Source organism: Citrobacter amalonaticus Y19 (assembly GCF_000981805.1).
In the GTDB taxonomy this organism is placed as follows: domain Bacteria; phylum Pseudomonadota; class Gammaproteobacteria; order Enterobacterales; family Enterobacteriaceae; genus Citrobacter_A; species Citrobacter_A amalonaticus_C.
In genome coordinates, this window is record NZ_CP011132.1 from 3,143,401 (window position 1) to 3,169,616 (window position 26,216).

The 26,216-nt window shown below is 53.4% G+C and carries 27 protein-coding genes; 20 read left to right on the plus strand and 7 right to left on the minus strand.

All coding sequences use genetic code 11. The annotated features are described in order from the left end of the window. Positions 1–31 precede the first annotated feature (31 nt). From F384_RS14440 to F384_RS29935, 3 genes are read left to right on the plus strand one after another with little or no spacing between them, the layout of a single operon-like run. Positions 32–2,617, plus strand: coding sequence for a fimbria/pilus outer membrane usher protein (locus tag F384_RS14440; RefSeq protein WP_052746933.1), 2,586 nt, complete (start codon positions 32–34; stop codon positions 2,615–2,617). 53 nt (positions 2,618–2,670) lie between these two features. Next, positions 2,671–3,408: a molecular chaperone gene (locus F384_RS14445; protein ID WP_052746934.1), complete on the plus strand. Its 738-nt coding sequence runs from the start codon at positions 2,671–2,673 to the stop codon at positions 3,406–3,408. Continuing rightward, positions 3,405–4,193: a hypothetical protein gene (locus F384_RS29935; RefSeq protein ID WP_155404006.1), complete on the plus strand. Its 789-nt coding sequence runs from the start codon at positions 3,405–3,407 to the stop codon at positions 4,191–4,193. Before F384_RS14445 ends, F384_RS29935 begins: the two co-directional genes overlap by 4 nt. Here the strand turns inward: F384_RS29935 and F384_RS14450 are convergent. After that, a protein-coding gene (locus F384_RS14450) for an IS3-like element ISSen4 family transposase (RefSeq protein ID WP_096147877.1) occupies positions 4,186–5,306 on the minus strand; the annotation gives its coding sequence in 2 pieces (ribosomal slippage) (positions 4,186–5,048 and positions 5,048–5,306; 1,122 coding nt in all). The genes F384_RS29935 and F384_RS14450 overlap by 8 nt on opposite strands. A 145-nt stretch (positions 5,307–5,451) precedes the next feature. Here F384_RS14450 and F384_RS14460 point away from each other — a divergent pair. Beyond that, the gene (locus tag F384_RS14460) at positions 5,452–5,952 is read left to right on the plus strand and encodes a hypothetical protein (protein WP_162200245.1); all 501 of its coding nucleotides are present in this window, start codon (positions 5,452–5,454) and stop codon (positions 5,950–5,952) included. 328 nt (positions 5,953–6,280) lie between these two features. After that, a complete protein-coding gene (locus tag F384_RS14465) occupies positions 6,281–6,472 on the plus strand; it encodes a hypothetical protein (RefSeq protein WP_046485472.1) in 192 nt (63 codons plus the stop codon). A 10-nt stretch (positions 6,473–6,482) separates the two neighbouring features. On the opposite strand, the gene F384_RS14470 is transcribed toward F384_RS14465, so the two are convergent. Further along, a complete protein-coding gene (locus F384_RS14470; protein WP_046485476.1) occupies positions 6,483–8,006 on the minus strand; it encodes a cyclic diguanylate phosphodiesterase in 1,524 nt (507 codons plus the stop codon). A gap of 271 nt (positions 8,007–8,277) precedes the next feature. Here F384_RS14470 and F384_RS14475 point away from each other — a divergent pair, with 271 nt between their 5' ends. Beyond that, positions 8,278–8,634, plus strand: a complete 357-nt coding sequence (locus F384_RS14475) for a hypothetical protein (RefSeq protein ID WP_046485479.1) — start codon at positions 8,278–8,280, stop codon at positions 8,632–8,634. 57 nt (positions 8,635–8,691) lie between these two features. Here F384_RS14475 and F384_RS14480 read toward each other — a convergent pair whose 3' ends face one another. Further along, positions 8,692–10,179, minus strand: coding sequence for an alpha/beta hydrolase (locus F384_RS14480; RefSeq protein ID WP_226991667.1), 1,488 nt, complete (start codon positions 10,177–10,179; stop codon positions 8,692–8,694). A 279-nt stretch (positions 10,180–10,458) separates the two neighbouring features. Here F384_RS14480 and glaH point away from each other — a divergent pair, with 279 nt between their 5' ends. The 6 genes from glaH (at position 10,459) to csiR (ending at position 17,872) form a co-directional block, all read left to right on the plus strand. Beyond that, entirely contained in the window at positions 10,459–11,436 is a 978-nt protein-coding gene (glaH, locus tag F384_RS14485; protein ID WP_046485486.1) for a glutarate dioxygenase GlaH, read from the plus strand. A gap of 18 nt (positions 11,437–11,454) precedes the next feature. Then, positions 11,455–12,723 (plus strand): L-2-hydroxyglutarate oxidase, encoded by a 1,269-nt coding sequence (gene lhgO, locus F384_RS14490; protein WP_046485489.1) that lies wholly within the window; start codon positions 11,455–11,457, stop codon positions 12,721–12,723. 23 nt (positions 12,724–12,746) lie between these two features. Beyond that, the gene (gene gabD, locus F384_RS14495) at positions 12,747–14,195 is read left to right on the plus strand and encodes an NADP-dependent succinate-semialdehyde dehydrogenase (RefSeq protein WP_046485492.1); all 1,449 of its coding nucleotides are present in this window, start codon (positions 12,747–12,749) and stop codon (positions 14,193–14,195) included. Between the two features lie 25 nt (positions 14,196–14,220). After that, complete coding sequence (gabT, locus tag F384_RS14500; protein WP_046485495.1) at positions 14,221–15,504, plus strand: 4-aminobutyrate--2-oxoglutarate transaminase; 1,284 nt, start codon at positions 14,221–14,223, stop codon at positions 15,502–15,504. A 229-nt stretch (positions 15,505–15,733) separates the two neighbouring features. Beyond that, positions 15,734–17,134, plus strand: coding sequence for a GABA permease (gene gabP / locus F384_RS14505; RefSeq protein ID WP_046485498.1), 1,401 nt, complete (start codon positions 15,734–15,736; stop codon positions 17,132–17,134). 45 nt (positions 17,135–17,179) lie between these two features. Further along, positions 17,180–17,872, plus strand: coding sequence for a DNA-binding transcriptional regulator CsiR (gene csiR, locus F384_RS14510; protein WP_046485502.1), 693 nt, complete (start codon positions 17,180–17,182; stop codon positions 17,870–17,872). A 3-nt stretch (positions 17,873–17,875) separates the two neighbouring features. Here csiR and F384_RS14515 read toward each other — a convergent pair whose 3' ends face one another. Further along, a complete protein-coding gene (locus tag F384_RS14515) occupies positions 17,876–18,046 on the minus strand; it encodes a YqaE/Pmp3 family membrane protein (protein ID WP_042326004.1) in 171 nt (56 codons plus the stop codon). Positions 18,047–18,227: 181 nt separating this feature from the next. On the opposite strand from F384_RS14515, the gene F384_RS14520 reads away from it, so the two are divergent. After that, on the plus strand, positions 18,228–18,527 hold the full coding sequence (locus tag F384_RS14520) for an ArsR/SmtB family transcription factor (protein WP_046485507.1): 300 nt from the start codon (positions 18,228–18,230) through the stop codon (positions 18,525–18,527). 9 nt (positions 18,528–18,536) lie between these two features. Further along, entirely contained in the window at positions 18,537–19,064 is a 528-nt protein-coding gene (locus F384_RS14525; protein WP_046485512.1) for a rhodanese family protein, read from the plus strand. 55 nt (positions 19,065–19,119) lie between these two features. Here the strand turns inward: F384_RS14525 and stpA are convergent, their stop codons facing one another. Beyond that, complete coding sequence (gene stpA, locus F384_RS14530; RefSeq protein ID WP_046485517.1) at positions 19,120–19,521, minus strand: DNA-binding protein StpA; 402 nt, start codon at positions 19,519–19,521, stop codon at positions 19,120–19,122. A 490-nt stretch (positions 19,522–20,011) separates the two neighbouring features. Between stpA and alaE the strand changes: the two genes are divergently transcribed. Beyond that, entirely contained in the window at positions 20,012–20,461 is a 450-nt protein-coding gene (gene alaE, locus F384_RS14535) for an L-alanine exporter AlaE (RefSeq protein WP_046485522.1), read from the plus strand. 34 nt (positions 20,462–20,495) lie between these two features. On the opposite strand, the gene F384_RS14540 is transcribed toward alaE, so the two are convergent. Next, the gene (locus tag F384_RS14540) at positions 20,496–20,840 is read right to left on the minus strand and encodes a DUF2002 family protein (protein ID WP_046485527.1); all 345 of its coding nucleotides are present in this window, start codon (positions 20,838–20,840) and stop codon (positions 20,496–20,498) included. Positions 20,841–21,001: 161 nt separating this feature from the next. Here F384_RS14540 and F384_RS14545 point away from each other — a divergent pair, with 161 nt between their 5' ends. Continuing rightward, positions 21,002–21,328 carry a DUF883 domain-containing protein gene (locus F384_RS14545; RefSeq protein ID WP_046485532.1) on the plus strand — a complete coding sequence of 109 codons (327 nt, stop codon included), beginning with the start codon at positions 21,002–21,004 and terminating at the stop codon, positions 21,326–21,328. A gap of 54 nt (positions 21,329–21,382) precedes the next feature. Here the strand turns inward: F384_RS14545 and F384_RS14550 are convergent, their stop codons facing one another. Beyond that, positions 21,383–22,726: a PLP-dependent aminotransferase family protein gene (locus F384_RS14550; RefSeq protein WP_046485538.1), complete on the minus strand. Its 1,344-nt coding sequence runs from the start codon at positions 22,724–22,726 to the stop codon at positions 21,383–21,385. 88 nt (positions 22,727–22,814) lie between these two features. Here F384_RS14550 and F384_RS14555 point away from each other — a divergent pair, with 88 nt between their 5' ends. From F384_RS14555 to nrdE, 4 genes are all read left to right on the plus strand, one after another. Further along, positions 22,815–23,246 (plus strand): carboxymuconolactone decarboxylase family protein, encoded by a 432-nt coding sequence (locus F384_RS14555; RefSeq protein ID WP_046485544.1) that lies wholly within the window; start codon positions 22,815–22,817, stop codon positions 23,244–23,246. Positions 23,247–23,436: 190 nt separating this feature from the next. Next, complete coding sequence (gene nrdH, locus F384_RS14560) at positions 23,437–23,682, plus strand: glutaredoxin-like protein NrdH (RefSeq protein ID WP_046485547.1); 246 nt, start codon at positions 23,437–23,439, stop codon at positions 23,680–23,682. After that, entirely contained in the window at positions 23,679–24,089 is a 411-nt protein-coding gene (gene nrdI, locus F384_RS14565; protein ID WP_046485550.1) for a class Ib ribonucleoside-diphosphate reductase assembly flavoprotein NrdI, read from the plus strand. The genes nrdH and nrdI overlap by 4 nt, the downstream gene beginning before the upstream one ends. Further along, on the plus strand, positions 24,062–26,206 hold the full coding sequence (gene nrdE / locus F384_RS14570) for a class 1b ribonucleoside-diphosphate reductase subunit alpha (protein WP_046485553.1): 2,145 nt from the start codon (positions 24,062–24,064) through the stop codon (positions 26,204–26,206). Before nrdI ends, nrdE begins: the two co-directional genes overlap by 28 nt. Positions 26,207–26,216: the final 10 nt, after the last annotated feature.

The following is a 26,216-nucleotide window of genomic DNA, read 5'->3' on the forward strand; positions in this document are numbered from 1 at the left end:
TATTACTCCTAAGTAACAAAAGAAAACGACTATGCCAGCTTACTATTTCTCTATCCCCGCTTATCGTGTTTTATCTATGCTGGCAGCTTCGATTTTGTTGTCGTTTTCCTCATGTATCAATGCAGAGGAAAACGACAGTGAATTTGAGAGTGAATTTTTACGCCAGGATAAAAATGGCGCGACCCCCGATATATTTCTTTATAAAAATACGCTGGCACCGGGGAAAAAAAAGGTTGAGGTGGTCGTGAACGATCGCGTAGCGGATATTTACGAGATCAACTTTATCCCTCAGGCAAAAGACAAGCTGGTTGTTCCCTGCCTGAGTCGTCATCTGTTAAACGAACTAGGCGTGAAAACAGAGCTTTATGATGACTGGCAAACGCCAGAAAAAGAGCCGCCATCGGACGGGAGCTGTGAAGATTTAGCGCAGCGCATTCCTGCGGCTGCTGTGTTTTACGATGATGCGCACCAGCAGCTCAGACTGACTCTGCCGCAGGAAGCCGTAAACAGTTCGCGCTTTCAAATGATCTCTCCAACAGAGTGGGATGATGGCACCCCGGCATTACGAACCGCTTACAATGGCTATTTTTATAATACCCGCCCAAAAAGCACCAATAACGAAGGGAATAACAGCAGTTCTAATAATAACGCCTTTGTCAGTCTGAGTAGTATTGCCAGTGCGGGTGTGTGGCGACTTTATAGCTTTGATACGTTTAATAAGAATAGCCGCGAGGGCTGGAAAACTAACCACGACAGACTGTATGCCGAACGCAATATTATCGCATTGCAATCAAAAATCTCTGCCGGGGATATCTATACCTATACGCCCAGCAGCATTATGGGCGTTATTCCGCTGCGCGGTTTCACCCTCGGTACCAATGAAAGAATGCTGCTGGAATCGCAGTTCAGCTATGCGCCGGTCATCAGAGGCGTCGCCCGCACCAACGCGCGTCTCGTGGTGCGCCAGCGTGGCAATATTATTTACAGTAAAACCCTGACGCCCGGTGCTTTTGCCATTGACGACCTGTATACCGGACAGATCGGTGCCGATCTGGACGTCACGGTTGAAGAAACTGACGGTACAGAGCAGAAATTCACCGTACCGTATACCGCACTGCCAAATATGATCCGCCCCGGCGCCTTTCGTTACAGCCTGTCGATGGGGGAATATCGCGACAGCCAGTCTGATAAGCCATTAATGGCAGCGCTGAGCATTGAGCGTGGATTTGAAGCGCTTACGCTGAATGTCTCCAGCCTCGGGTCAGAGCAGTATCAGTCTCTGGCGATGGGGGCGGCGTGGAATATCGGTAATATCGGTGCGTTTTCGTTAGATCTCGCCCAGGCGCGTTATCGCTATGATTACGCCACCAGCACCCATGACACCAGCACCAAAAACGGTAGCGCGGTTCGTTTGTTATATGCAAAACAGTTTGATCAGACCGATACTGGCCTGCGTATTTTAGGCTATCAATATCGTTCAGAACATTTTCTGTCTTTCTCAGAGTTTACTAGCCGAAATAATCACTCGGGGTATGACTATGACAGCGATTATGAAACAGGGGATAGCCTGTGGAATAAGCGTCGTCGCAGCCGGCTTGAGGTCAACATCAACCAGGGCCTGCAAGACTATGGCAGCCTTTATCTTTCGCTGAGTCAGGATCGCTATTACGGCACGTCTGAAAAGAGCACGTCAGCGTCCGCCGGTTATGGTTTTATGGTGGGTTCAACCAGCGTCAACCTCGCCTATACCTACAGTAAAAATGGCAGCGGCGACAATGACAACTCGCTCAATCTCGGCGTCAGCATCCCTTTACGCTGGGGCGAACGCGAGAGGAACTATAACTCGGTGAGTTATAACCTGACGCGCAATAAAGATAACCGCTACAGCCAGTCAGTCGGAATTTCCGGCGGGCAACAGGACAGCCCGCTGTCTTATGGCATTAATGTGCAACGGGATACCAATAATAAACTCAGCGAATCGGCGTCATTATCCCATAACGCCAGTTTTGCCACCCTGAACTCATCGGTCAGCCACAGTAATTATGCTGACCAGTTCTCAGCCGGTATTTCCGGCGGTGTCGTGTTGTACAAAGGCGGTCTGCTGCTCGCCCAAAGAATGGGTGACACCATCGGCATTGTGGAAACGGATGATGCACCTGATATCAGCGTCTCTGGTAATAACAATGTCAGAACCGACCGCTGGGGGCGTGCCGTCGTGACGTATCTCAGCCCTTATCGCTATAACACCGTCAGTTTAGACACCCAAAATGCGCCGAATGTGGAACTTAAGGAGTCGACGAAGAAAGTGGTACCGACCGAAGGCGCGGTGGTGCTGCTCCGTTTTGCTACACGCAGCGGGCGTCGTGCAATGGTGGTCATTAAGAGTCCACACACGATTCCGGTCGGCGCAGTGGTCACCGTTGAAGGTCAACGTGAAGAAGCCAGCATTGTGGGTAATAACGGACTGGCGTATCTGACGGGGCTGGATGCACGCAAAGATGAGCATCTGATAGTGACCTGGGGGCGTGATAAGCAGTGTCAGTTTACGTTACCAAAATTAAATACCGATAAACCTGAATCGCAGTGGCACCAAAAAATCACGGTGAATTGCCAGTAATAAACAGGGCGTTACCCGCGCCTGTTCAATGAATTATTCAAGAGAGTAGAATTATGTTGTTAAAGACCATTAAACATTCACTGTTAATCAGCGCTGCACTGAGCTTTTTAATTCCGGTACACAGCTGGAGTGCCGTTCGTCCACAACTGACGCGTATTGTGGCTTATGCCGACGATAAAGAAACGCCAATTGAGATCGTTAATGAAAGCCAGGAACCGTATCTGGTTCAGTCGTGGCTGGAAGATTTAAAAGGCAATGAAAATAACCTGCCTTTAGTGTTAACCCCGCCCGTGATGAAACTCACCGGAAAACAGGAAGGGAAATTACGTCTGGTTGTTTTACCGGGTGAAATTCCACAAAACCGGGAGTCGGTATACTGGTTGTCGATCCAGGAAATTCCGCCGAAAGCCAAAGACAACGAGAATAACAAGCTGGTCCTGGCGATTCGCAGTCGATTAAAAATATTCGTCCGCCCGAAAGGACTGGACAGCGGTAAGGCTGCGGAGGCGGTGAAATCGCTGACCTGGAGCGTTGAACGCGAAGGCGGTGCGGCCTGGCTGAAAGCAACCAACCCTACCCCTTACTACATCAGCTTCGGTCAACTGTCCCTGAAAGCGGGCGGCGTAAACGAAACCCGACTGGAAGACAAAATTGAAATGCCCGCGCCAATGAGCAGCCAGCGTTATAGCGTGCCGAAGGGGTTAATCGGTAAGTCTGCCACCCTCACCTACAGCGCAATTAATGATTTCGGCGGAGAGACCGGCGTGCTGACGACTGAGGTACGGTTATGACTAAACGAATCTGCAAATATATAATGCCAATATTGGTTCTTAGCGGAATAAGTCGACTGGCAAGCGCTGATATCGTTCCTTCTCAACCTTTTTACTGGAACAATAATACAACGTTGCAAAGAGCGAATTGCAGCGTTTCATTTACCGGACAACAGCCATTTTCTCAATCCAGAACCCTGATAGTAGACGATAATCTTGCCAATGGTGCAACGCTGTACAGTTGGGATTACGGCGATTTTGTTCCTAATGTTACTTTTCGCTGCAATAGTGGCTCGGGTGGTTCATATTACTATGACTCCAACTCATATCAAATAACAAGCACCGCAGCTGCCAATAATATTACTGGGGGATTGGGCATACGATATAATACATTCAATAGCGCAACACAAACATTCTCAACAACCAATCCAGGCATTGGCCTGAAGCTTTATGTAAAACTTGTAAGTTCTGGATCCACTCAAACAGGGTATACACCAGCATTTGCATATTGGGGTTCGTTGTCTGTATACAACTTTGGCTGGTCGCCAGGCATAGAGTATCCCGTCAGTTCACTTACAAATAGCAATGTTATATCTAGCACATTTCAACCAATATACAATACTGGAAGCAAGCAGTTTACATTTAATGGCAGCGATCATTATGCAATTTATGCTGTACGAGGAGAACTCGTAAAAATAAATAACATACAGGCATCGTCTAATTTATCACTTAGCTCAGGTTTTGATTTTGTTTCGTATTTTAGTGGATGTGACCTGCCCCCACGATTAGATACAACACTCAGTTAGTAACGTCGGAATCTTCATTCTCAGAATGACCCTTTCTCCAGCCCGCTGCAAATTCAGACGGTGTCTGATAATTCAGCGTGGAGTGCGGGCGGCATTCGTTATAATCCTGCCGCCAGTCATTAATAATTTTCCTGGCATGAACGATATCGCTGAACCAGTGCTCATTCAAACATTCATCGCGAAATCGTCCGTTAAAGCTCTCAATAAATCCGTTCTGCGTTGGCTTGCCCGGCTGGATTAAGCGCAACTCAACACCATGCTCAAAGGCCCATTGATCCAGTGCACGGCAAGTGAACTCCGGCCCCTGGTCAGTTCTTATCGTCGCCGGATAGCCTCGAAACAGTGCAATGCTGTCCAGAATACGCGTGACCTGAACGCCTGAAATCCCAAAGGCAACAGTGACCGTCAGGCATTCCTTTGTGAAATCATCGACGCAGGTAAGACACTTGATCCTGCGACCGGTGGAAAGTGCGTCCATGACGAAATCCATCGACCAGGTCAGATTGGGCGCCGCCGGACGGAGCAGCGGCAGACGTTCTGTTGCCAGCCCTTTACGACGTCTTCTGCGTTTTACGCCCAGGCCACTGAGGTGATAAAGCCGGTACACGCGCTTATGATTAACATGAAGCCCTTCACGGCGCAGCAACTGCCAAATACGACGGTAGCCAAAACGCCTGCGCTCCAGTGCCAGCTCAGTGATGCGCCCTGATAAATGCGCATCAGCAGCCGGACGGTGAGCCTCATAGCGGCAGGTCGACAGGGATAAACCTGTAAGCCTGCAGGCACGACGTTGCGACAGACCGGTCGCATCACACATCAACATCACGGCTTCCCGCTTCTGGTCTGTCGTCAGTACTTTCGCCCAAGAGCCACCTGAAGCGCCTCTTTATCCAGCATGGCTTCGGCAAGCAGCTTCTTGAGTCTGGCGTTCTCTTCCTCAAGCGACTTCAGGCGCTTAACTTCAGGCACCTCCATACCGCCATACTTCTTACGCCAGATGTAAAACGTGGCATCGGAAATGGCATGCTTGCGGCAGAGTTCACGGGCGGGTACCCCAGCTTCGGCTTCGCGGAGAATACTGATGATCTGTTCGTCGGAAAAACGCTTCTTCATGGGGATGTCCTCATGTGGCTTATGAAGACATTACTAACATCGGGGTGTACTAATCAACGGGGAGCAGGTCAGATGGGGTACTAGTGCTTCCAGCGGTACAAGCTCTGGAGCACCGACCTCCATCATGGGTTCCGGCGGGATAACAGTGATAAAACCTACCTGCCGATTACGAGGAGCAACTCAATATCAGGTAAACCTGGGAACCTGGACCGATGTGGCAGGCAGAAATACAGGGGTTTTACCCGCTTATGGCACCGTAAAACCGATTAATCTTAATATTGAATGTTCTGGAAAACTTAATAATGTGAAATTTAGCTTTCAGGATGCCAGTTCAGGCGGGTTAATTAACCGAAATATCTCCGTGTATGACAGCGGCGGTCAGTATATTGACGGGTTAGAAATCGAGATGTCTTATAACGGTAGCCGAATTGATGTCAATACTACCATCGCACCTTATCCCAGTTTTCCCATCAGTACGGGTAGCAAAGGACAGGTTAAAGCAAATACGCAGGATCTCAGTTATAGCAGTCAGGACACCGCTCAGTTTGGTGCGCGATTTGTCCAGCGCGGCGCCATTAAACGTAATGGTGTCAGTTATACCGGACCGGTGACGGGACAAGTTAATATGACAGTCACCTATGAGTAATTTCGCCAGTTTACCGCTGTATCAACGCGACGGGCTTTCCACGCCCGATTTCGCTTTCGCCCATGCGGGCGATCGACGCAATCTCACTCCCTGATCGTATCCCTATGACATAAATCAGGTTCGCTATTTATTTACGTCATTAATAAAGGATAAATTGTCCGAAAACGGACTTTCAGCAGTTTTTGACTTGTATTCAGTGATGCCAGTCGTATTATTAGAAGGATTAAATGCATTCTATTTTTACCTTTTATTATCAATAAAAGTACAACAACGCTTTATTTACAAATCAACCCCAAATAGCAGCCCGTCGTTATTTTAAGGATAAAATATGTACGTTCTGGCATTGGTTTTCGCACTTTCTGGCAACAATACAAAAAGTGAAGTTATTGGCGCCTTTACGGACTACTCACAATGCGAAGCGGCTTCGCAGGCCCATTCATCAAAAACCAAATGTTATTTTCTTGATCCGCAAAAAGGGATGCAGGAGGTGAACGTTTCAGACACGCCTCATTCAAATTGAAAGAATCCCCCTACTCTACGATGACCTTCACGTTAGGCTTCGACAGAAGAATTTTTATCAGTTCGGTGAAGTTGACCGGTTTAAAGAAATAGTAACCCTGCTGAAAGGTAATATCGTTGCGGTTCAGGTAGTCAACCTGTGCTTTCGTTTCCACCCCCTCGGCAACAATACTTAACGACAGCTTTCGCGCCAGATCCAGCACACAATCCAGGATCCGGGTTGAATCCTCTTCTGCGTTAACCCGCGCCACAAAGCTTTGATCGATCTTGATATAATCAATGTGCAAATCATGAAGGTATGAAAGCCCCGAATACCCGGTACCAAAATCATCCAGTGCGATAACAAACCCATTTTCATGAAGCACATTAAGGGTTTGTACAAGGTGTTCATCAACATGCAAAGGCTCGCGCTCCGTCACCTCAATGACCAGGTTCAGATCTTTTCGCCTGAAACTCTCCTTGTATTTCAGGCATTCTGCAACAAATGTCGGGGACGAAATATGGGAAGCGCTAAAGTTTATTCCGACATGAAAGCCTTCCGGCAGTTTGCTGGCAATCGCGTTCATATTCGCGGCAACCTGGCTCATCAACCCCTGGGTGAGCGGAATAATCAGCCCCGATTTTTCTGCCACCGGGATAAAAGATGCCGGGGAAATATATCCCGCAGTAGGATGTTTCCATCTTGCCAGGACTTCTACCCCTCGCAGCGTGCCTTCTCTGCCATTCACCACCGGCTGATAAAAAGGCACAATTTCGCCTTTATTAATGGCCCTGCGCAGCGTTTCTTCCGGTGTGGTGCTTCTGTTTAAATACCGCTCGAGCGCATATCCCGCAAGACACGATATCAACATAATAAAAACGATAATGCCCATTCCCTGACTGATGAGTCGGTGCAAACTAAATAGCGAAGGTTGGGTGTATCTTACCGCGAAGGGATAATGGTCAGACTTTACGTAGCCAACATTCCGGTCTGACTCACTCACCTTAATCACATCCCCTGACAATCTCAGAACCGTGCTCCCGACCCTAAGCGCGTAGCTCACCCCTTTCAGCGGCGTACGCAAGGTGTCGCGAATATGTTGATCGCTGATGGTGACCACTATTCGCTTTTCTGCAAGCGGCGTCTGGTACAAAAGCACGGGTCGCTTGTTGACGGTACTTTTTGCCGACGCGAGCAACAGTTTGCTGTCGGGAAACTCCGGAAGATGGGTAAGCAACATACGATTGCCCGGTAACGACGAACACCATATCTCTCCCTGGCGAAAGATAAAGATAGTCCTGAGATGAGGCTGTAACGCCGCCTCCATGCCAAGCAGATACTGGCTTTCCTGGTCACAGCCTTTCAGGGCGATATTGCTGGCCGTATGGGTGGCGCGGCTCGCTTCATCAAGAATGACATCGACATCACTCACCACATACCGCGCGCCCGCAAGGCTGTTCGCTCTGGCTGAATACCAGAGCTGCGCGTTAAGAATGAAAACGCCAAAAACAAAGAGCAACAGGGCAACGATAATGGGGAGAAGAGTGTTACGCATTGTCAGCCCCGGGCGTTAGATGAGTGATTACAATGCCATTTACCCGCTTCATGTCGCGAGTCTAAAAAGCATGGTAGAAAGAACGCTAAATAACCATAGTCGCGGCGATATTTATTTCTCATCACCAGGTTAATTCTGCATGGGGTAATCCCGGCGTAACGCATGGATAAAAATTGATATTTTCTGCTTACAGTTTTTTCCTAAAGCCAGCCTCTCGTTCCGCTGTCATGCTTAATCACGCTAATAACGAATAATGTTAAGCGAGGATATTATGAAAAAGACCATGATCGCATTATCTGCACTTCTGCTGGCTTCACCGGTTTTTGCTGCAACCACACACGCAACGGATAATGACGTGGCTGCCGCGCATGAAAATGCGAATACCGCAAAAGAGAAACTGCACCAGGCGCAGAATCAGGGCGACGAGCAACGACTGAAAGCAAAACATACCGCCGAAGGTAAAAGCGACAGTCTGAGCAGTAAAGTCAGTGAAGGTTCGCAAAAAACCTGGAATAAAACCAAAGAAGGCACCGAGAAAGGCTGGAATGCCACGAAAGAAGGGACGGAAAAAGGCTGGAATAAGACCAAAGAAGGCGCCGCCGCCGTTGAGAAAAAAATCAGCGAGTAATCCCTTGCCGCCGACGCGGCGCTAATCCGGCCTGTGTTGGCGGGGCGATAAAACGCGTTAGCGTTGCCCCCCGACAACCGCCTCAATCCGTTCTTGCAGATAGGGAAAGAACGGATTCGAGGTGACACGCATTAACGTATCCAGCCCCACCAGCAGCGTGGCGGTCTCTCCGCGCAGCGCAATCGTGCCAATGCTCAACCCATAGCGATTCAACTCATCCGGCTTTAATCCATAAAGAGAATCGGTCAGTGGAAACGGCACCGCCACATGCGACAGCGAGTACATCTCCTGCGGCCAGGCGTCTCGTAATGGCTGAACCTGCACGTCACGCGCCCCGGCGAGCGTGTCACGCGCCACCACGGCCAGAGTTTCCGCCGTGGCGTTGGTCACCACCGTCGTACGGTAAGCACGCGGAACAGGCGGCAACAGCGTCGCTGCGGCGGTATAAGAAGTACTACGCAACAGTGGCCGCAGGTTAGCAGCCTGATTGATATCAAACAGCACCAGTTCGCTGCCATTTGGCCCCAGATAGCGATACAACGAGTCCACCACCGCCTGGGTGTTGACAGTAGAATCCATCACCGACTGAAAGGTCAGCACCGGCGGCAGATCGTGAAGTCGCGTATTCTGCGCATCCTGTACGATTTGCTGCTGTAGCGCTTTGGTCAGCAGATAAGACTGCCGCGCCGCATTCACCGGGAACGAATTGTATTTGAAGGGGTTATATTCTGGCGTGACGTTAAGCCACGCGGCTTTGGCAAAGGCGGGGAACAACGCCGGCAATCCCGCCAGTCCGGCAAAACGGGCGAAGGATGTGACGCCAATCATCGGCGACAACAGCACTACCTGACGTGGGCGTCGCAGCGCGGCGTCGTCCAGACTGTCCAGCGTGTATTTCAGCGCCAGCGCACCGCCGTTAGAGTAACCCACCAGATGCAGCGGCACTTCAGTACCCGCCAGTCGCGTTGCCTCACGGACCGCCAGACGCGTCGCGGCCAGCCACGCTTCCCAGTCGACCGCCGTTAGCGCTCCCGGCGCAGTACCGTGTCCGGGCAGGCGCGGCACCACGGCGATGAATCCCTGCTGCTGGTAGATCTGCGCTACATATTTCAGGCTGTAGGGCGAATCGGTCAGACCGTGCAGCATCACGGCAACACCGCGCGGTTTGCCTTGCGGCATCAGCACGAATGAGCAGTTTCCGTTGGGAGTAAATTGCGCCGGATACACCCGGCTGCCCGACCAGAAACGGTTGATCGGCGTCTGCTCATCCGCGCTCAGTTTATCGCCCACCTGTTTTTGCAGATCGGCAAACAGCGCCTCTTCCCGCGCCTGATACTGCGCAAACGTGGCGTTGTCCAGCGCCGCCGCGCTCATCTCATTCCCGTGCCAGGTATGCCAGGGATGAAGGTCCGGCCCGCTCTCTGTCTGATACACCCGCACGCCGAGGAAAACAATCAATACCACCAGCAGCGTCAGCACCACGTGTTTGACCAGCGCCAACAGGCCGGAACTGATCCACTTCACCCGACGAAAGAGGTTTTTAATCAACATGTTTATTTCGAGCCTCGCTCATCAGACGCACCACAACCGGCGTTAGTGTAGGCTAAGCGGCGGTTTCCTCAACTTTTTCTTCCCTTTTCTCCTGGTCATCCTCCCCTTATCCCTGCACTTAATAATGTTAATTTTTTGTTGTTTTTGATCACAAAAAAGAAACAAAAAGTTCATTTTGTGCGCGTTTATTAAAAATGTAGATATTTTTAATTTATGGCTACGAAATGAGCTTCGCCATGTTTCCCTGACCATCTACTGAGAGGATCGATTCTGATGAATGCACTGACTGCCGTTAAACCGAACGCTGAAGATCCAGACCAACACTACAACGGATTTACGCTGAAACCGTCAGCTCAGTCTCCGCGTCTGCTGGAGCTGACCTTTTCCGCCCGGACGACGGAACACTTTCTCCAGCAGGTCGCGCAGTGGCCGGTGCAGGCTCTGGAATATAAATCGTTCCTGCGCTTCAAAGTGGGCCAGATCCTCGACAGTCTGTGCGACAACCAGTTGCAACCGCTGCTGCTTAAAACGCTGCTCGATCGCGCAGAGGGAGCGTTGCTGATCAACGCGGAAGGCATTGATGACGTAGCGCAGGCTGACGAGATGGTCAAACTGGCAACCGCGGTGGCGCATCTGGTTGGACGCTCCAACTTTGATGCCATGAGCGGTCAGTACTATGCGCGCTTTGTGGTGAAAAATGTCGATAACTCAGACAGCTATCTGCGTCAGCCGCACCGCGTCATGGAGTTGCACAACGACGGAACCTATGTCGAAGAGATCACCGATTACGTGCTGATGATGAAGATCGACGAGCAGAACATGACCGGCGGCAACTCGCTGCTGCTGCATCTCGACGACTGGGAGCATCTCGACGAGTACTTCAGCCATCCACTGGCACGTCGTCCGATGCGCTTCGCCGCGCCGCCCAGCAAGAACGTCAGCCATGATGTGTTCCACCCGGTGTTTGACGTCGACCAACAGGGCCGCCCGGTCATGCGCTACATCGACCAGTTCGTGCAGCCGAAAGATTTTGAGGAAGGCGTCTGGCTGAGCGACCTGTCCGACGCACTCGAAACCAGCAAAAGCATCCTGTCCGTTCCGGTATCGGTGGGTAAATTCCTGTTGATTAACAACCTGTTCTGGCTGCACGGTCGCGATCGCTTTACCTCGCACCCGGACCTGCGCCGCGAACTGATGCGCCAGCGCGGCTACTTCGCTTATTCCACCCACCACTACCAGACTCACCAGTAAGCGTGAAGGAACAAGCGGATGTATGATTTTGTGATTATTGGCGGCGGCATTATCGGCATGTCGACCGCCATGCAGTTAATTGAGGTGTATCCGGACGCCCGGGTCGCGCTGCTGGAAAAAGAGTCCGGCCCGGCCTGTCATCAGACGGGCCACAACAGCGGCGTGATCCATGCCGGGGTCTATTACACCCCCGGCAGCCTGAAAGCGCAGTTTTGTCTCGCCGGCAACCGCGCGACCAAAGCCTTTTGCGATCAAAACGGCATCCGCTATGACACCTGCGGCAAGATGCTGGTCGCCACCTCGGAACAGGAAATGGAACGGATGCGCGCCCTGTGGGATCGCACCGCCGCCAACGGCCTGGAGCGCGAGTGGCTGAATGCGCAGGAACTGCGCGAGCGCGAACCGAACATTACCGGACTCGGTGGCATTTTTGTGCCGTCCAGCGGGATTGTCAGCTACCGTGACGTGACGGAAGCGATGGCGAAAATCTTCCAGGCCAGAGGCGGCGAGATCCTCTACAACGCCGACGTCAGCGCCCTGAAAGAACACGCCACGGGCGTGGTGGTGCGTACCCGCCAGGGGCAGGAATTTACCGGTGCGACGCTGATTACCTGTTCCGGACTGATGGCTGACCGGCTGGTGAAAATGCTTGGCGTCGAACCCGGTTTTATCATCTGCCCGTTCCGTGGCGAATACTTCCGTCTGGCGGCGGAGCACAACCAGATAGTCAACCATCTGATCTACCCAATCCCCGATCCGGCAATGCCGTTTCTCGGCGTCCATCTTACCCGCATGATTGACGGCAGCGTCACGGTCGGGCCGAACGCCGTGCTGGCGTTTAAGCGCGAAGGCTATCGCAAGCGCGACTTTTCGCTCAATGACACGCTGGAGATCCTCGGTTCTACCGGCATTCGTCGGGTCCTGCAAAACAACCTGCGCGCAGGACTTAGCGAGATGAAAAACTCGCTGTGCAAAAGTGGCTATCTGCGGCTGGTGCAAAAGTACTGCCCGAGCCTGACGCTAAACGATCTGCAACCGTGGCCTGCAGGCGTTCGCGCGCAGGCGGTCTCGCCGGACGGCAAGCTGATCGACGATTTTCTGTTTGTCACCACCCCACGCTCGATCCACACCTGCAACGCCCCTTCTCCGGCGGCGACGTCTGCGCTCCCCATCGGCGCGCATATTGTCAGCCAGGTACAGACGCTGTTGGCAAGCCAGAGCAATCCCGGACGCACGCTGCGTGCGGCACGTAGCGTGAACACCTTACACGCTGCCTTTACCCGTTAACCTTTTTAAGACAGGAAGCCATCATGCAACTTAACGATCCGACGTTGTTCCGTCAGCAGGCCTTGATCGACGGCCAGTGGCGCGATGCCGATAGCGGCGACGCCATTACGGTAACCAACCCGGCCAACGGCCAGACGCTGGGCTGCGTACCGAAAATGGGCAGCGCGGAAACCCGCGAAGCCATTGAGGCCGCTCATCGTGCACTGCCCGCCTGGCGCAGCCTCACCGCCAAAGAACGGGCAAACATTCTGCGTCGCTGGTTCAATCTGATGCTGGAACATCAGGACGATCTCGCCCGTCTGATGACTCTGGAACAGGGCAAGCCGCTGGCGGAAGCCAAAGGAGAAATCAGCTATGCCGCCTCCTTTATTGAGTGGTTTGCCGAAGAAGGTAAACGTATTTATGGCGACACCATTCCCGGACACCAGGCCGACAAACGCCTGATCGTCATTAAACAGCCCATTGGCGTCACTGCCGCTATTACGCCGTGGAATTTCCCTTCGGCGATGATCACCCGCAAAGCGGGTCCGGCACTGGCGGCAGGCTGTACGATGGTGCTTAAACCCGCCAGCCAGACGCCGTTCTCCGCGCTGGCGCTGGCGGAACTGGCAAACCGCGCCGGGATACCGGCGGGCGTATTCAGCGTCGTCACCGGTTCGGCGAGCGCGGTCGGCAACGAACTGACCGGCAACCCATTGGTGCGCAAGCTGTCATTTACCGGCTCGACGGAAATTGGCCGCCAGTTGATGGAACAGTGCGCCAAAGACATCAAAAAAGTCTCCCTGGAGTTGGGGGGTAACGCGCCGTTTATCGTCTTTGACGATGCCGACCTGGATAAAGCAGTAGAAGGCGCGCTGGCGTCAAAGTTTCGCAATGCCGGGCAGACCTGTGTTTGCGCCAACCGTCTGTATGTGCAGGACGGCGTGTACGAGCGCTTTGCGGAGAAACTGCAACAGGCGGTAAACAAACTGCATCTCGGCGACGGTCTGTCCCCCAATGTCACCACCGGCCCGCTGATTGATGAGAAAGCGGTCGCCAAAGTGCAGGAGCACATCGCCGACGCGCTGGAAAAAGGTGCCCGGGTGATTAGCGGTGGAAAACCGCACGCGCTGGGCGGCAATTTCTTCCAGCCGACCATTCTGGTCGACGTACCGGACAACGCGAAGGTCGCCAAAGAAGAGACCTTCGGCCCGCTGGCCCCACTGTTCCGCTTTAGTGATGAAGCCGACGTCATCAGACAGGCCAACGACACCGAATTTGGTCTGGCGGCCTATTTCTATGCCCGTGATTTAAGCCGCGTCTTTCGCGTGGGCGAGGCGCTGGAATACGGCATCGTCGGCATTAACACCGGCATTATCTCAAACGAAGTCGCGCCGTTTGGCGGGATAAAAGCCTCCGGTCTTGGCCGTGAAGGTTCCAAATACGGCATCGAAGATTACTTAGAAATCAAATATCTGTGCATCGGCCTTTAATAATATAACGACTGGAGAACACCTGATGAGCACCAATAACGAATTAATGCAGCGTCGCAGCAACGCCGTCCCGCGTGGCGTAGGGCAGATCCACCCGATCTTTGCCGAGCGTGCGGAAAACTGTCGGGTCTGGGACGTAGAAGGCCGCGAGTATCTGGATTTTGCTGGCGGCATCGCGGTGCTGAACACCGGACACCTGCACCCGCAGATCGTCTCAGCGGTCGAAGAACAGCTGAAAAAGCTGTCTCATACCTGCTTCCAGGTGCTGGCCTATGAGCCGTATCTGCAACTGTGCGAAATCATGAACCAGAAAGTGCCGGGCGACTTCGCCAAGAAAACCCTGCTGGTCACCACCGGTTCTGAGGCGGTGGAAAACGCGGTGAAGATAGCCCGCGCCGCCACCAAACGGTCGGGAACCATCGCCTTTAGCGGCGCGTACCACGGTCGCACCCACTACACCCTATCGCTGACCGGGAAAGTGAACCCGTACTCAGCCGGAATGGGGCTGATGCCCGGTCACGTCTACCGCGCACTTTACCCCTGCGCCCTGCACGGTATTAGCGAAGACGACGCCATCGCCAGCATTCATCGCATCTTCAAAAATGATGCCGCACCGGAAGATATCGCCGCCATTGTGATTGAGCCGGTACAGGGCGAAGGCGGTTTTTACGCTGCCTCGCCAGCCTTTATGCAACGCCTGCGCGCGATTTGCGATGAACACGGGATCATGCTGATTGCCGATGAAGTGCAAAGCGGCGCAGGCCGGACCGGTACGCTGTTCGCAATGGAGCAGATGGGCGTGGCGCCGGACATTACCACCTTCGCCAAGTCTATCGCCGGGGGCTTCCCGCTGGCGGGCGTAACCGGACGCGCAGCGGTGATGGACGCGGTCCCGCCGGGTGGACTGGGCGGCACCTATGCCGGCAACCCGATTGCCTGTGCCGCTGCTCTGGCAGTGTTAAACATTTTCGAGCAGGAAAATCTGCTGCAAAAAGCCAATGAGCTCGGCGAAACCCTGCGCAATGGCCTGCTGGCGATTGCCGAAACGCATCGTGAAATCGGCGATGTCCGTGGTCTGGGGGCGATGATCGCCATCGAGCTGTTTGAAGACGGCGATCACAACAAGCCGGATGCAAAACTGACAGCTGAGATCGTCGCTCGTGCCCGCGACAAAGGGCTGATCCTGCTCTCCTGCGGACCGTACTACAACGTGCTGCGTATCCTCGTTCCTCTGACCATCGAAGAGGCACAGATTCGCCAGGGTCTGGATATTATCGCCCAGTGCTTTGACGAGGCTAAGCAACGTTAACCCTGGCAGCCAATTGCCGGATGGCGCTTCGCTTATCCGGCCTACAGAGTCGGCGCGGTTTGTAGGCCGGATAAGGCGCAGCCGCCATCCGGCCCACAGAATCGGCGTGGTTTGTAGGCCGGATAAGGCGCAGTCGCCATCCGGCCCACAGAGTCGGCGTGGTTTGTAGGCCGGATAAGGCGCAGCCGCCATCCGGCAAACGACTCAATAACAATAAAGAGGGCATAAGATGGGGCAACTGTCGCAATCACATGATTTAGGGGGCGGGCTGAAATCACGCCACGTCACCATGCTGTCTATTGCCGGCGTTATCGGCGCAAGTCTGTTTGTGGGTTCCAGCGTGGCGATAGCCCAGGCCGGGCCCGCCGTCCTGCTAGCCTATCTGTTCGCCGGGTTACTGGTGGTGATGATCATGCGGATGCTGGCCGAAATGGCCGTCGCCACGCCGGACACCGGTTCCTTTTCCACCTACGCCGATAAAGCTATCGGCCGTTGGGCGGGTTACACCATCGGCTGGTTGTACTGGTGGTTCTGGGTGCTGGTGATCCCGCTTGAAGCGAATATCGCCGCCATCATCCTCAACTCCTGGGTTCCCGGCGTCCCGATCTGGCTGTTCTCGCTGGTTATTACGCTGGCGTTAACCGGCAGTAATTTGCTGAGCGTCAAAAACTACGGTGAGTTTGAGTTCTGGCTGGCGCTGTGCAAAGTGATTGCCATCCTCGCCTTTATCGTCCTCGGCGCGACGGCGATCGGCGGCTTTTACCCTCACGCTGAAGTCAGCGGTATCTCGCGCTTGTGGGATCACGGCGGCTTTATGCCGAACGGCTTTGGCGCGGTGCTGAGCGCGATGCTGATCACCATGTTCTCATTTATGGGCGCTGAGATTGTCACCATTGCCGCCGCTGAGTCCGACACGCCGGATAAACATATCGTCCGCGCCACCAACTCGGTCATCTGGCGTATTTCAATCTTCTATCTGTGCTCGATCTTTGTCGTCGTCGCCCTGATCCCGTGGAACATGCCGGGACTGAAAGAGGTTGGCTCCTATCAGTCGGTATTGGAGCTGCTACATATTCCGCATGCCAAACTGATCATGGACTGCGTGATCCTGCTGTCGGTGACCAGTTGCCTGAACTCGGCGCTGTATACTGCGTCGCGGATGCTCTACTCCCTGAGCCGCCGTGGCGACGCGCCAGCCATGATGGGCAAAATCAATCGCAGCAAAACGCCTTACGTGGCGGTGTTGCTCTCAACCGGCGCGGCATTTTTAACCGTGGTCGTGAACTATTACGCTCCGGCAAAAGTGTTTAAGTTCCTGATCGACAGCTCCGGCGCCATCGCCCTGCTGGTGTATCTGGTCATCGCCGTTTCCCAGTTGCGGATGCGCAAAATCCTGCTGGCGGAAGGCGGCGAGCTCAAACTGAAAATGTGGCTCTATCCGTGGCTGACCTGGCTGGTGATTGGCTTTATCAGTTTTGTGCTGATTGTGATGCTCTTTCGCCCGGCGCAACAGCTGGAAGTTATTTCTACCGGGCTGCTGGGACTGGGAATTATTTGTACCGTACCGATTATGTCGCGCTGGAAAAAACTGGTATTGTGGCAAAAGACACCGCTGCAAAATACCCGTTAAATGATTTCCCGGCGCAGGCCGGGAACAGGATTCAGGAGTAAGACCATGACCGCCATTTCCCATCCGACGGCCATAGATGGATACCGCTGGCTGAAGAACGATATTATCCGCGGTATTTATCAGCCTGATGAAAAACTGCGCATGAGTTTATTAACCTCACGCTATTCTCTTGGCGTTGGGCCGCTCAGAGAGGCGCTTTCTCATCTGGTGGCGGAACGGCTGGTCACGGTAGTGAATCAGAAAGGGTATCGGGTGGCGTCCATGTCAGAGCAGGAACTGCTCGATATTTTCGACGCCCGCGCCAATATGGAAGCGATGCTGGTGAGTCTGGCGATTAAACGCGGCGGTGACGAATGGGAAGCCGAGATCCTCGCTCGCGCCCATATGCTCAGCAAGCTTGAGGCAAGCGACGCCAGCGAACATCTGCTGGATGAGTGGGATTTACGCCATCAGGCCTTCCACACCGCCATCGTCGCCGGATGCGGTTCGCAGTACCTGCTGCAAATGCGCGAACGGCTGTTCGATCTCGCGGCGCGCTATCGGTTTATCTGGCTACGAAAAACGGTCTTGTCGGTTGAAATGCTGGAGGATAAACACGTTCAGCATCAGACGCTAACAGAGGCAATTCTGGCGCGCGATGCGGCACGCGCCAGTGAACTTATGCGCCAACATTTGCTGACGCCGATTCCTATTATCCAGCAGGCCATGACCGGTAAACTGCGGGTAGAAAAATCCTGAAGGTTAAGAAAGCGTTGAAGGACGCGTTTGCACCCAGAACGCGTGAATCAGACCCGGGATATAGCCCAGCAGGGTCAAAATGATATTAAGAATGAATGCCCAGCCAAATCCTTTCCCCAGCAGGACGCCCAGCGGGGGCAGAACGATCGTAAAAACAATTCTCCAGAAACCCATACACACTCCAAAAAGAAAAATGACTTATTGTTAAAAAAGAGATTTTATCTCTAAGCCTGGTGAGCTTAGCGGAGATTGCCAGTCCCCTCTCGCGCTTTTACCCTCTTTTACGCGCTTTACGCTGGCATGCGTTTCGCTTTTACTTTAGAATTTACTTAATTTAGCAAAACCTAAAATACATATGAGCGAACTTGAACAACTCCAGGCCAGCGCTGAACAGGCGGCGGCGCTGCTGAAAGCAATGAGCAACCCTAAGCGACTGCTGATCCTGTGTATGCTTTGCGGCTCACCGGGAACCAGCGCGGGCGATCTGGCTCGCGCCACCGGGCTGAGCCCGTCAGCCACCTCACAGCATCTGGCAAGAATGCGCGAAGAAGGTCTGATTGACAGCCAGCGCGATGCCCAGCGCATCCTCTACTTTATTAAAAATGCAGCGGTGAACTCACTCATTGCCACATTGAAAAACGTCTATTGTCCATAAGGAGTGAACATGACCATCGGGACGATTTCCCCGCGCGACGCAAAAGCCCGTATTGAGCAAGGCGCCAGACTGATTGATATTCGCGATGCCGACGAATACCTGCGTGAGCATATTCCGCAGGCTCATCTCGCACCGCTGTCTGCTCTGGAACAAGGGGACTTTCCTGCCAGGCTGCGGGGTGAGCTCGTTATCTTCCATTGTCAGTCCGGGAAACGGACGCAAAATAATGCGGCTAAATTACAGGCGATTGCCGCGCCAGCAGAAGCTTTGCTGCTGGAAGGGGGCATTGACGGCTGGAAAGCGGCGGGTTTGCCCACGGCGGAAGATAAATCACAGCCGCTTCCACTGATGCGTCAGGTACAAATTGCGGCAGGCGGACTGGCGTTACTGGGCGTCGTACTGGGGTACAGCGTGAGCAATGGTTTCTTTCTGCTCAGTGGGTTCGTGGGTGCGGGACTCCTGTTTGCCGGACTGACAGGCTTTTGTGGAATGGCGCGACTGCTCGACAAAATGCCGTGGAACCGTCGTCCTCAATAATAGCGGGGAACACCGTGGGAAATAAGCGGTGAGGGTCACCTCACCGCCCAGATAATTAGATCAGAAAGTCGTCCAGAGATTTACCTGCCGCCAGTGCCTGAGCCATCGCTTTAGGTGTACGCCCCTGACCGGTCCAGGTTTTGCTTTCCCCATTAAGATCGGTATAGCGATATTTCGCCGGACGCGGCTGACGTTTTTTACCCGTCCGTGCGGTCGCGACTTCACCACCGAATAACTCTTCCGGACTAATTCCGTCGGCCTTCATCATCGCCAGCAAAGAATTAATTTTTTCCTGCTGTTCAGCGCGCTGACGCTGTAACCGTTTTTCTTCTTCACGTCTTTCTTTAGTGACGACCCTGAATTTCTCCAGCATTTCTTCAAGAACGTCAATGGAGAATTCGCGAGCCATTGCGCGTAGTGTACGAATATTATTTAAGTTCTGTAACATCAAGCTCATAATAATTAAAACCCTTTAACGCTAGAACAAAAGTATTACACTGCGTAGTCTATTATATTATCAGAACGTTTTCCAGCCCCTGAGATATAACAGAGAAAATACCGATCTCCCGCTATTATAATATAGTTTGCTGAATCCTGAATAATATCCAGACTCATTTTTACATTCTCTGACGAATAACCTTCCTGTCGGCTCCTCGGACATTGAGTAACGGTTTTTACCTCACCTGAAAGCACTCCAGCCGACGAGATTACATAACATGTTGATTTTTAATTAGTTAAATCACATCAACAACAAAAACTCTATGCGGCACAAAAATCAGGCGCTTACAGAGTATTTTGTCGACAAAAAGCGTAAAAATAAAAACATTTAGCTAGTTGATAGTTACAATGCAGCAATATAACCTATCATCAAGCGAAAACGCCACGCTAAATCACTAAGAAAAATTCACTTAACGACGATTTTATCCCTTTTTACAAGGAGCATTAGCATGTTCTCACCACAGTCACGCTTGCGTCATGCTGTAGCAGACACGTTCGCGATGGTTGTTTATTGTTCTGTCGTGAACATGCTGATCGAGATATTCCTCTCCGGAATGACCTTTGAGCAATCGCTTTCTTCCAGACTGGTCGCCATTCCGGTCAACATTCTGATCGCCTGGCCCTACGGAATGTATCGCGATCTCTTTATGAAGGTGTCGCGTAAAGTGGGTTCTGCGGGATGGCTGAAAAATCTGGCGGACGTGCTGGCTTATGTCACTTTCCAGTCCCCGGTTTATGTCGCTATTCTGCTAACGGTAGGCGCTGACTGGCATCAAATTACCGCCGCAGTCAGTTCTAATATTGTGATATCCATGTTGATGGGAGCGGTCTATGGCTATTTCCTGGATTACTGCCGCCGCCTGTTCAAAGTCAGTCGCTACCAGCAGGTCAAAGCCTGAAATCACTCAGCGACTGGCGATGCCAGTCGCTTAATTAGTTCGCCTCGCCAAACAATCCATTCAAATAGCGCTCAAGCGCAATACGCGAACTAAAGCCGTGGGGAATACCATAGTGCTCGTGCGTGTCCCCGGCTAAATAAAGCGGAAAATGCTGATAATGCGCGCAGGTTTTAATATCAGACGCCGGTTCAGCCAGCGATGAACTGCGCTCTTTTAATGTCGGATGGATAATCAACGCGGTGCGTCCCATACGCGCTTCGCGATTTACATAGACATAATTCTCGCCACGTCGATAACCGTACGTTTTCTGTGTCACCACATCGACGGTAAACCCCACTTTTTCAAGTACGCGCGCCACCTCGTCAGGTCGTAAATACATATTTTTTCCTCGTTATCTTTTACTGCGGGCTTACCTTACCTGATTCAGCATTAGCAACGCTTTCAGAAAAGTCCATAAACGCGCAATAACGTCGTGAACTGCCTCTGAAGTTAAAAATATCGACTAAACTGAAAGTCACATCGAAATCACTGGAGGATCATATGTTTAACAGACCGAACCGAAACGACGTAGATGATGGCGTGCAGGATATTCACAATGACGTCAATCAATTGGCCGATAGTCTGGAAGCCGTACTGAAGTCCTGGGGCAGCGATGCGAAGGAGGAAGCGGATACCGCGCGGCGTAAAGCACAGGCGCTGCTGAAAGAGACACGGGCGAAAATGCATGGCCGCACGCGGGTGCAACAAGCGGCCCGGGATGCCGTCGGCTGCGCCGATACGTTTGTCCGCGATAAGCCATGGTGTAGCATCGGTACGGCGACGGCGGTGGGGATCTTCGTCGGCGCGTTGCTGAGCCTGCGTCGCTGATGACGAGGCGCGTGCCGGATGGCGTTCATGCTTATCCGGCACACCGAGCCCCGTTTAAAGCCCTGCCTGAACCGCTCGCCGTAACCGCGTTGCTACCTGACTCGCCATTTCCGGAGACGCGATGTTGGTGAACGACAGTAGCATCCCTCCCTGCCCGGCTGATGTTACCCGCCAGCGGCTTAAAGCCTGAACCGCCAGTCCCGCCTCATTGGCTTTGCGCACTAGCGCGACATCATCACCGTCAACTGCAATCACCAGTTGTATCCCGCCCTGTTGGGGGACAACCTGAAATCCCTGTTCGCCGAGCGCCTTTTCAATCCATTGTCTTCGCTGCGTATAATGCTGACGCATTTTTTTCAGGTGCCGCCAGAAATGACCATCGCGGATAAAATCCGCCAGCGTTTGCTGCCAGAGTAGCGGCACGCTACAGGCCATCCGTGTCGCCTGCTGGCGAAAGCGTCCCACCTGGTTTATCGGCACCACCAGCCACGCACAGCGCAAGGCGGGGAACAGCGACTTACTGAACGTACCGGCGTAAATCACCCGCTGTGGCGCATCAAGACTTTTCAGCGGCGGCAGCGGTTTGCCGTGATAGCGAAACTCGCTGTCGTAATCATCCTCAATGATCCACGCCTGAGACTGTGATGCCCACTCAAGGAGTTGATGACGCCGGGATAACGACAGCGCGACGCCGAGCGGACTTTGATGGGCTGGAGTGAGCAGCGCAAAGCGTGCATCCGGATAATCGCGGATCCCGACCGCCACATTCAGCCCGTCGTCATCGACCGGAACCGGCAGCAGCGCGACGTTTTCCTGTTCAATGACCGGACGGATCAGCGGGAAGCCGGGATCTTCAATCCACATGCCATCGCCCGGCGCGGCCAGCGCACGCAGGATGAGGGTCATCGAAGCCGCATAACCAGAAGTGATGAAAATCTGCTCGGGCAGACATTCAATACTGCGCGACACGCGCAGATAGTCCACGATCGCCTGGCGCAACGCGGCTTCACCGCACACGTCACCAAGTGCCAGATCAAAACGCGTCTGCGTGCGCAGTCGTCGCCCCATTACCCGCGCCCAGATGTCTCGCGGAAAGAGATCCAGCGCGGGAAGCCCCATCTGAAAAGGCTGCGGGATCGTACTTTCCCCGGCAAAAACCACCGGTTCACTGAGCGCCTGTTCCGGCTGCAACTGTGCGCTGACAAACGTTCCCGCCTGCCCTCGCCGCTCCAGCCAGCCCTGCGCCACCAGCTCTGCATAGGCGTTTTCCACCGTCGAGCGCGAAATACCCAGTTCCTGCGACCAGGTACGACTGGATGGCAGTCTGGCGCCGGGCTTGAGTTCCCCGTGTTCAATGGCGATTTTTAACTGACGGGCGATTTGCTGATAGCGCGGCATATGGTCTGCTTTTTTCGTAAAAATATGGCTCTCTTATGCAGTCCATTATAGTGCTACATTGCCGGCCATCAACACGAGGAGATACACAATGACGACGTTACGCCAGCCCTACTATGAACTCAGCCCTGAAGTCTATAACGCCCTGGTACAGGCGAAAACGGCACTGGAAAACAGCGCACTGGATACCACGCTGATGGAATTGATTTACCTGCGGATTTCGCAGATCAACGGCTGCGCGTTTTGTCTGGAGATGCACAGCAAGGCGCTGCGTAAATCGGGCGTCGCGCAAAGTAAACTGGACGCGCTGGCCGGCTGGCGGGTAAGTCATCATTTCAGCGAGCAGGAGCAAGCCGCTCTGGCGTGGGCGGAATCGGTGACCGATATCGCCAGAACCCATGCCGAAGATGACGTTTATTTGCCGCTGCTCGCGCATTTCAGCGCGCGCGAAATCAGCGACCTGACCTTTGCGATCGGCCTGATGAACTGCTTTAACCGCCTGGCCGTGAGCATGCGGATGTAAACCGGCGATTTTTCTTCATAAATCCCCGCTCCCCGCCGTGCGCATCGGTGGGGAGTCATTAATCGAAAATTCCCATATCTTGTATGGTTGAAACTTATTTCAACTACATCTAGTATTCCCTCTATCAGTACACACCCAAACCGACGCGTCTTATCGCGCCGTTCTTTCATTTTAAATGGAAATACGAATCATGCGCATTACTATTTACACTCGAAATGACTGTGTTCAGTGCCACGCCACTAAACGGGCGATGGAAAGCCGTGGATTTGAATTTGAGATGGTGAACGTCGATCTGGTGCCCGACGCGGCAGAAACCCTGCGTGCGCAAGGTTTTCGCCAGTTGCCGGTCGTCATTGCCGGTGAGACCAGTTGGTCCGGGTTCCGTCCGGATATGATCAACCGTCTGCATCCTGAACCTCGGGTAGCCAGCGCGTGAACCCGCTCGTCTACTTCTCCAGCAGCTCTGAAAATACGCACCGCTTTATGCAGCGTCTGGGGCTGCCCGCCATTCGCATTCCGCTGAATGAACGCGAACGGATCCGGGTAGACGCCCCCTACATACTGGTGGTGCCCTCTTATGGAGGCGGCGGCACGGCTGGCGCGGTTCCGCGACAGGTGATCCGCTTTTTAAATGATCCCCATAACCGGGCGTTAATTCGTGGCGTTATTGCCTCTGGCAATCGTAACTTCGGCGAGGCGTACGGTCGCGCAGGAGACGTGATCGCCCAAAAATGCGCCGTGCCCTGGCTCTATCGTTTTGAGCTGATGGGAACACCCGCCGATATCGACAACGTTCGAAAAGGAGTAAGCGAATTTTGGCAACGACAACCGCAGAACGCGTAATACAGGAATCGCTGGATTACCATGCGCTGAACGCCATGCTGAATCTGTACGATAAAGCAGGCCGTATTCAGTTTGATAAAGACAGGCAGGCGGTCGAGGCCTTTTTTACCGCGCACGTTCACCCTCACTCCGTCACGTTTGCCAGCCAGGAAGAACGGCTGCAAACGTTGGTTCGCGAAGGGTATTACGACGAAAGCGTTCTGACTCGCTACGATCGCGCTTTCGTGGTGACGCTGTTTGCCCGCGCCCACGCCAGCGGTTTTCGTTTCCAGACCTTCCTTGGCGCCTGGAAGTTTTACACCAGCTACACGCTGAAAACCTTCGACGGCAAACGCTACCTGGAACACTTTGAAGACCGGGTGGTGATGGTGGCGCTGACGCTCGCGCAGGGCGATGAAGTGCTGGCGTCACAGCTTACCGATGAGATGCTCTCCGGGCGTTTCCAGCCCGCTACGCCCACCTTCTTAAACTGCGGAAAACAGCAGCGCGGCGAACTTGTCTCCTGTTTTCTGCTGCGTATTGAAGACAATATGGAATCGATTGGTCGGGCGGTGAACTCCGCGCTTCAGCTTTCCAAACGCGGCGGCGGCGTGGCGTTTTTACTCTCTAACCTGCGCGAAGCGGGCGCGCCGATCAAGCGCATCGAAAACCAGTCCTCCGGGGTGATCCCGGTGATGAAGGTGCTGGAAGATGCCTTTTCCTATGCTAACCAGCTCGGCGCGCGTCAGGGCGCGGGGGCGGTCTATTTGCACGCGCACCATCCGGATATTCTGCGTTTTCTCGATACCAAACGCGAAAACGCCGACGAAAAGATCCGCATCAAGACGCTCTCCCTGGGCGTGGTGATCCCGGACGTCACGTTCCGTCTGGCCAAAGAGAATGCGCAGATGGCGCTGTTTTCGCCCTATGACGTCGAGCGTCTTTACGGTAAGCCCTTTGGCGATATCGCGATAAGCGAACGGTACGACGAACTGGTTGCCGACGAGCGGGTGCGCAAAAAATACATTAACGCCCGCGACTTTTTCCAGACCCTGGCTGAAATTCAGTTCGAATCCGGCTATCCCTACATCATGTATGAGGACACGGTGAATCGCGCCAATCCGATTGCAGGCCGCATCAATATGAGCAACCTGTGTTCGGAAATTTTGCAGGTCAACAGCGCCTCCACCCTGGATGAGAACCTTGACTACGCGCAGACCGGGCATGACATCTCCTGTAATCTCGGCTCGCTGAATATTGCCCACACCATGGATTCCCCGGACTTTGGCCGGACGGTGGAAACGGCGGTTCGGGGGCTGACGGCGGTGTCGGACATGAGCCATATTCGCAGCGTCCCGTCGATTGCCGCCGGCAATGCCGCCTCCCATGCCATCGGGCTGGGACAGATGAACCTGCACGGTTATCTGGCGCGTGAAGGCATCGCTTATGGTTCGCCAGAAGGGCTGGATTTCACCAATCTCTACTTTTACACCATCACCTGGCATGCGCTGCATACGTCGATGCTGTTGGCGCGCGAGCGTGGGCAAACCTTCGGCGGATTTACGCAGTCGCGTTACGCCAACGGCGAGTTCTTCACGCAGTATCTGGAGCAGCGCTGGGAGCCGAAAACCGAGAAAGTCCGCTCGTTATTTGCCCGTAGCGGCATCACGCTCCCGACGCGCGAAATGTGGCTTTACCTGCGCGACGAGGTGATGCGCTATGGCATCTACAACCAGAATTTACAGGCGGTGCCGCCGACCGGTTCAATCTCTTATATCAACCACGCGACATCGAGCATTCACCCGATTGTCTCGAAAGTGGAGATCCGCAAAGAGGGCAAGACCGGGCGCGTCTATTACCCGGCCCCGTTCATGACCAATGAGAATCTGGACATGTACCAGGACGCTTATGAAATCGGCGCGGAGAAAATCATTGATACCTACGCCGAAGCCACTAAACACGTCGATCAGGGCCTGTCGCTGACGCTGTTTTTCCCCGATACCGCCACCACCCGCGATATCAACAAAGCGCAGATCTACGCCTGGCGAAAAGGTATTAAGTCGCTGTATTACATCCGGTTGCGCCAACTGGCGCTGGAAGGTACTGAAATTGAAGGCTGCGTCTCGTGCGCACTGTAAGGAGAGCGGA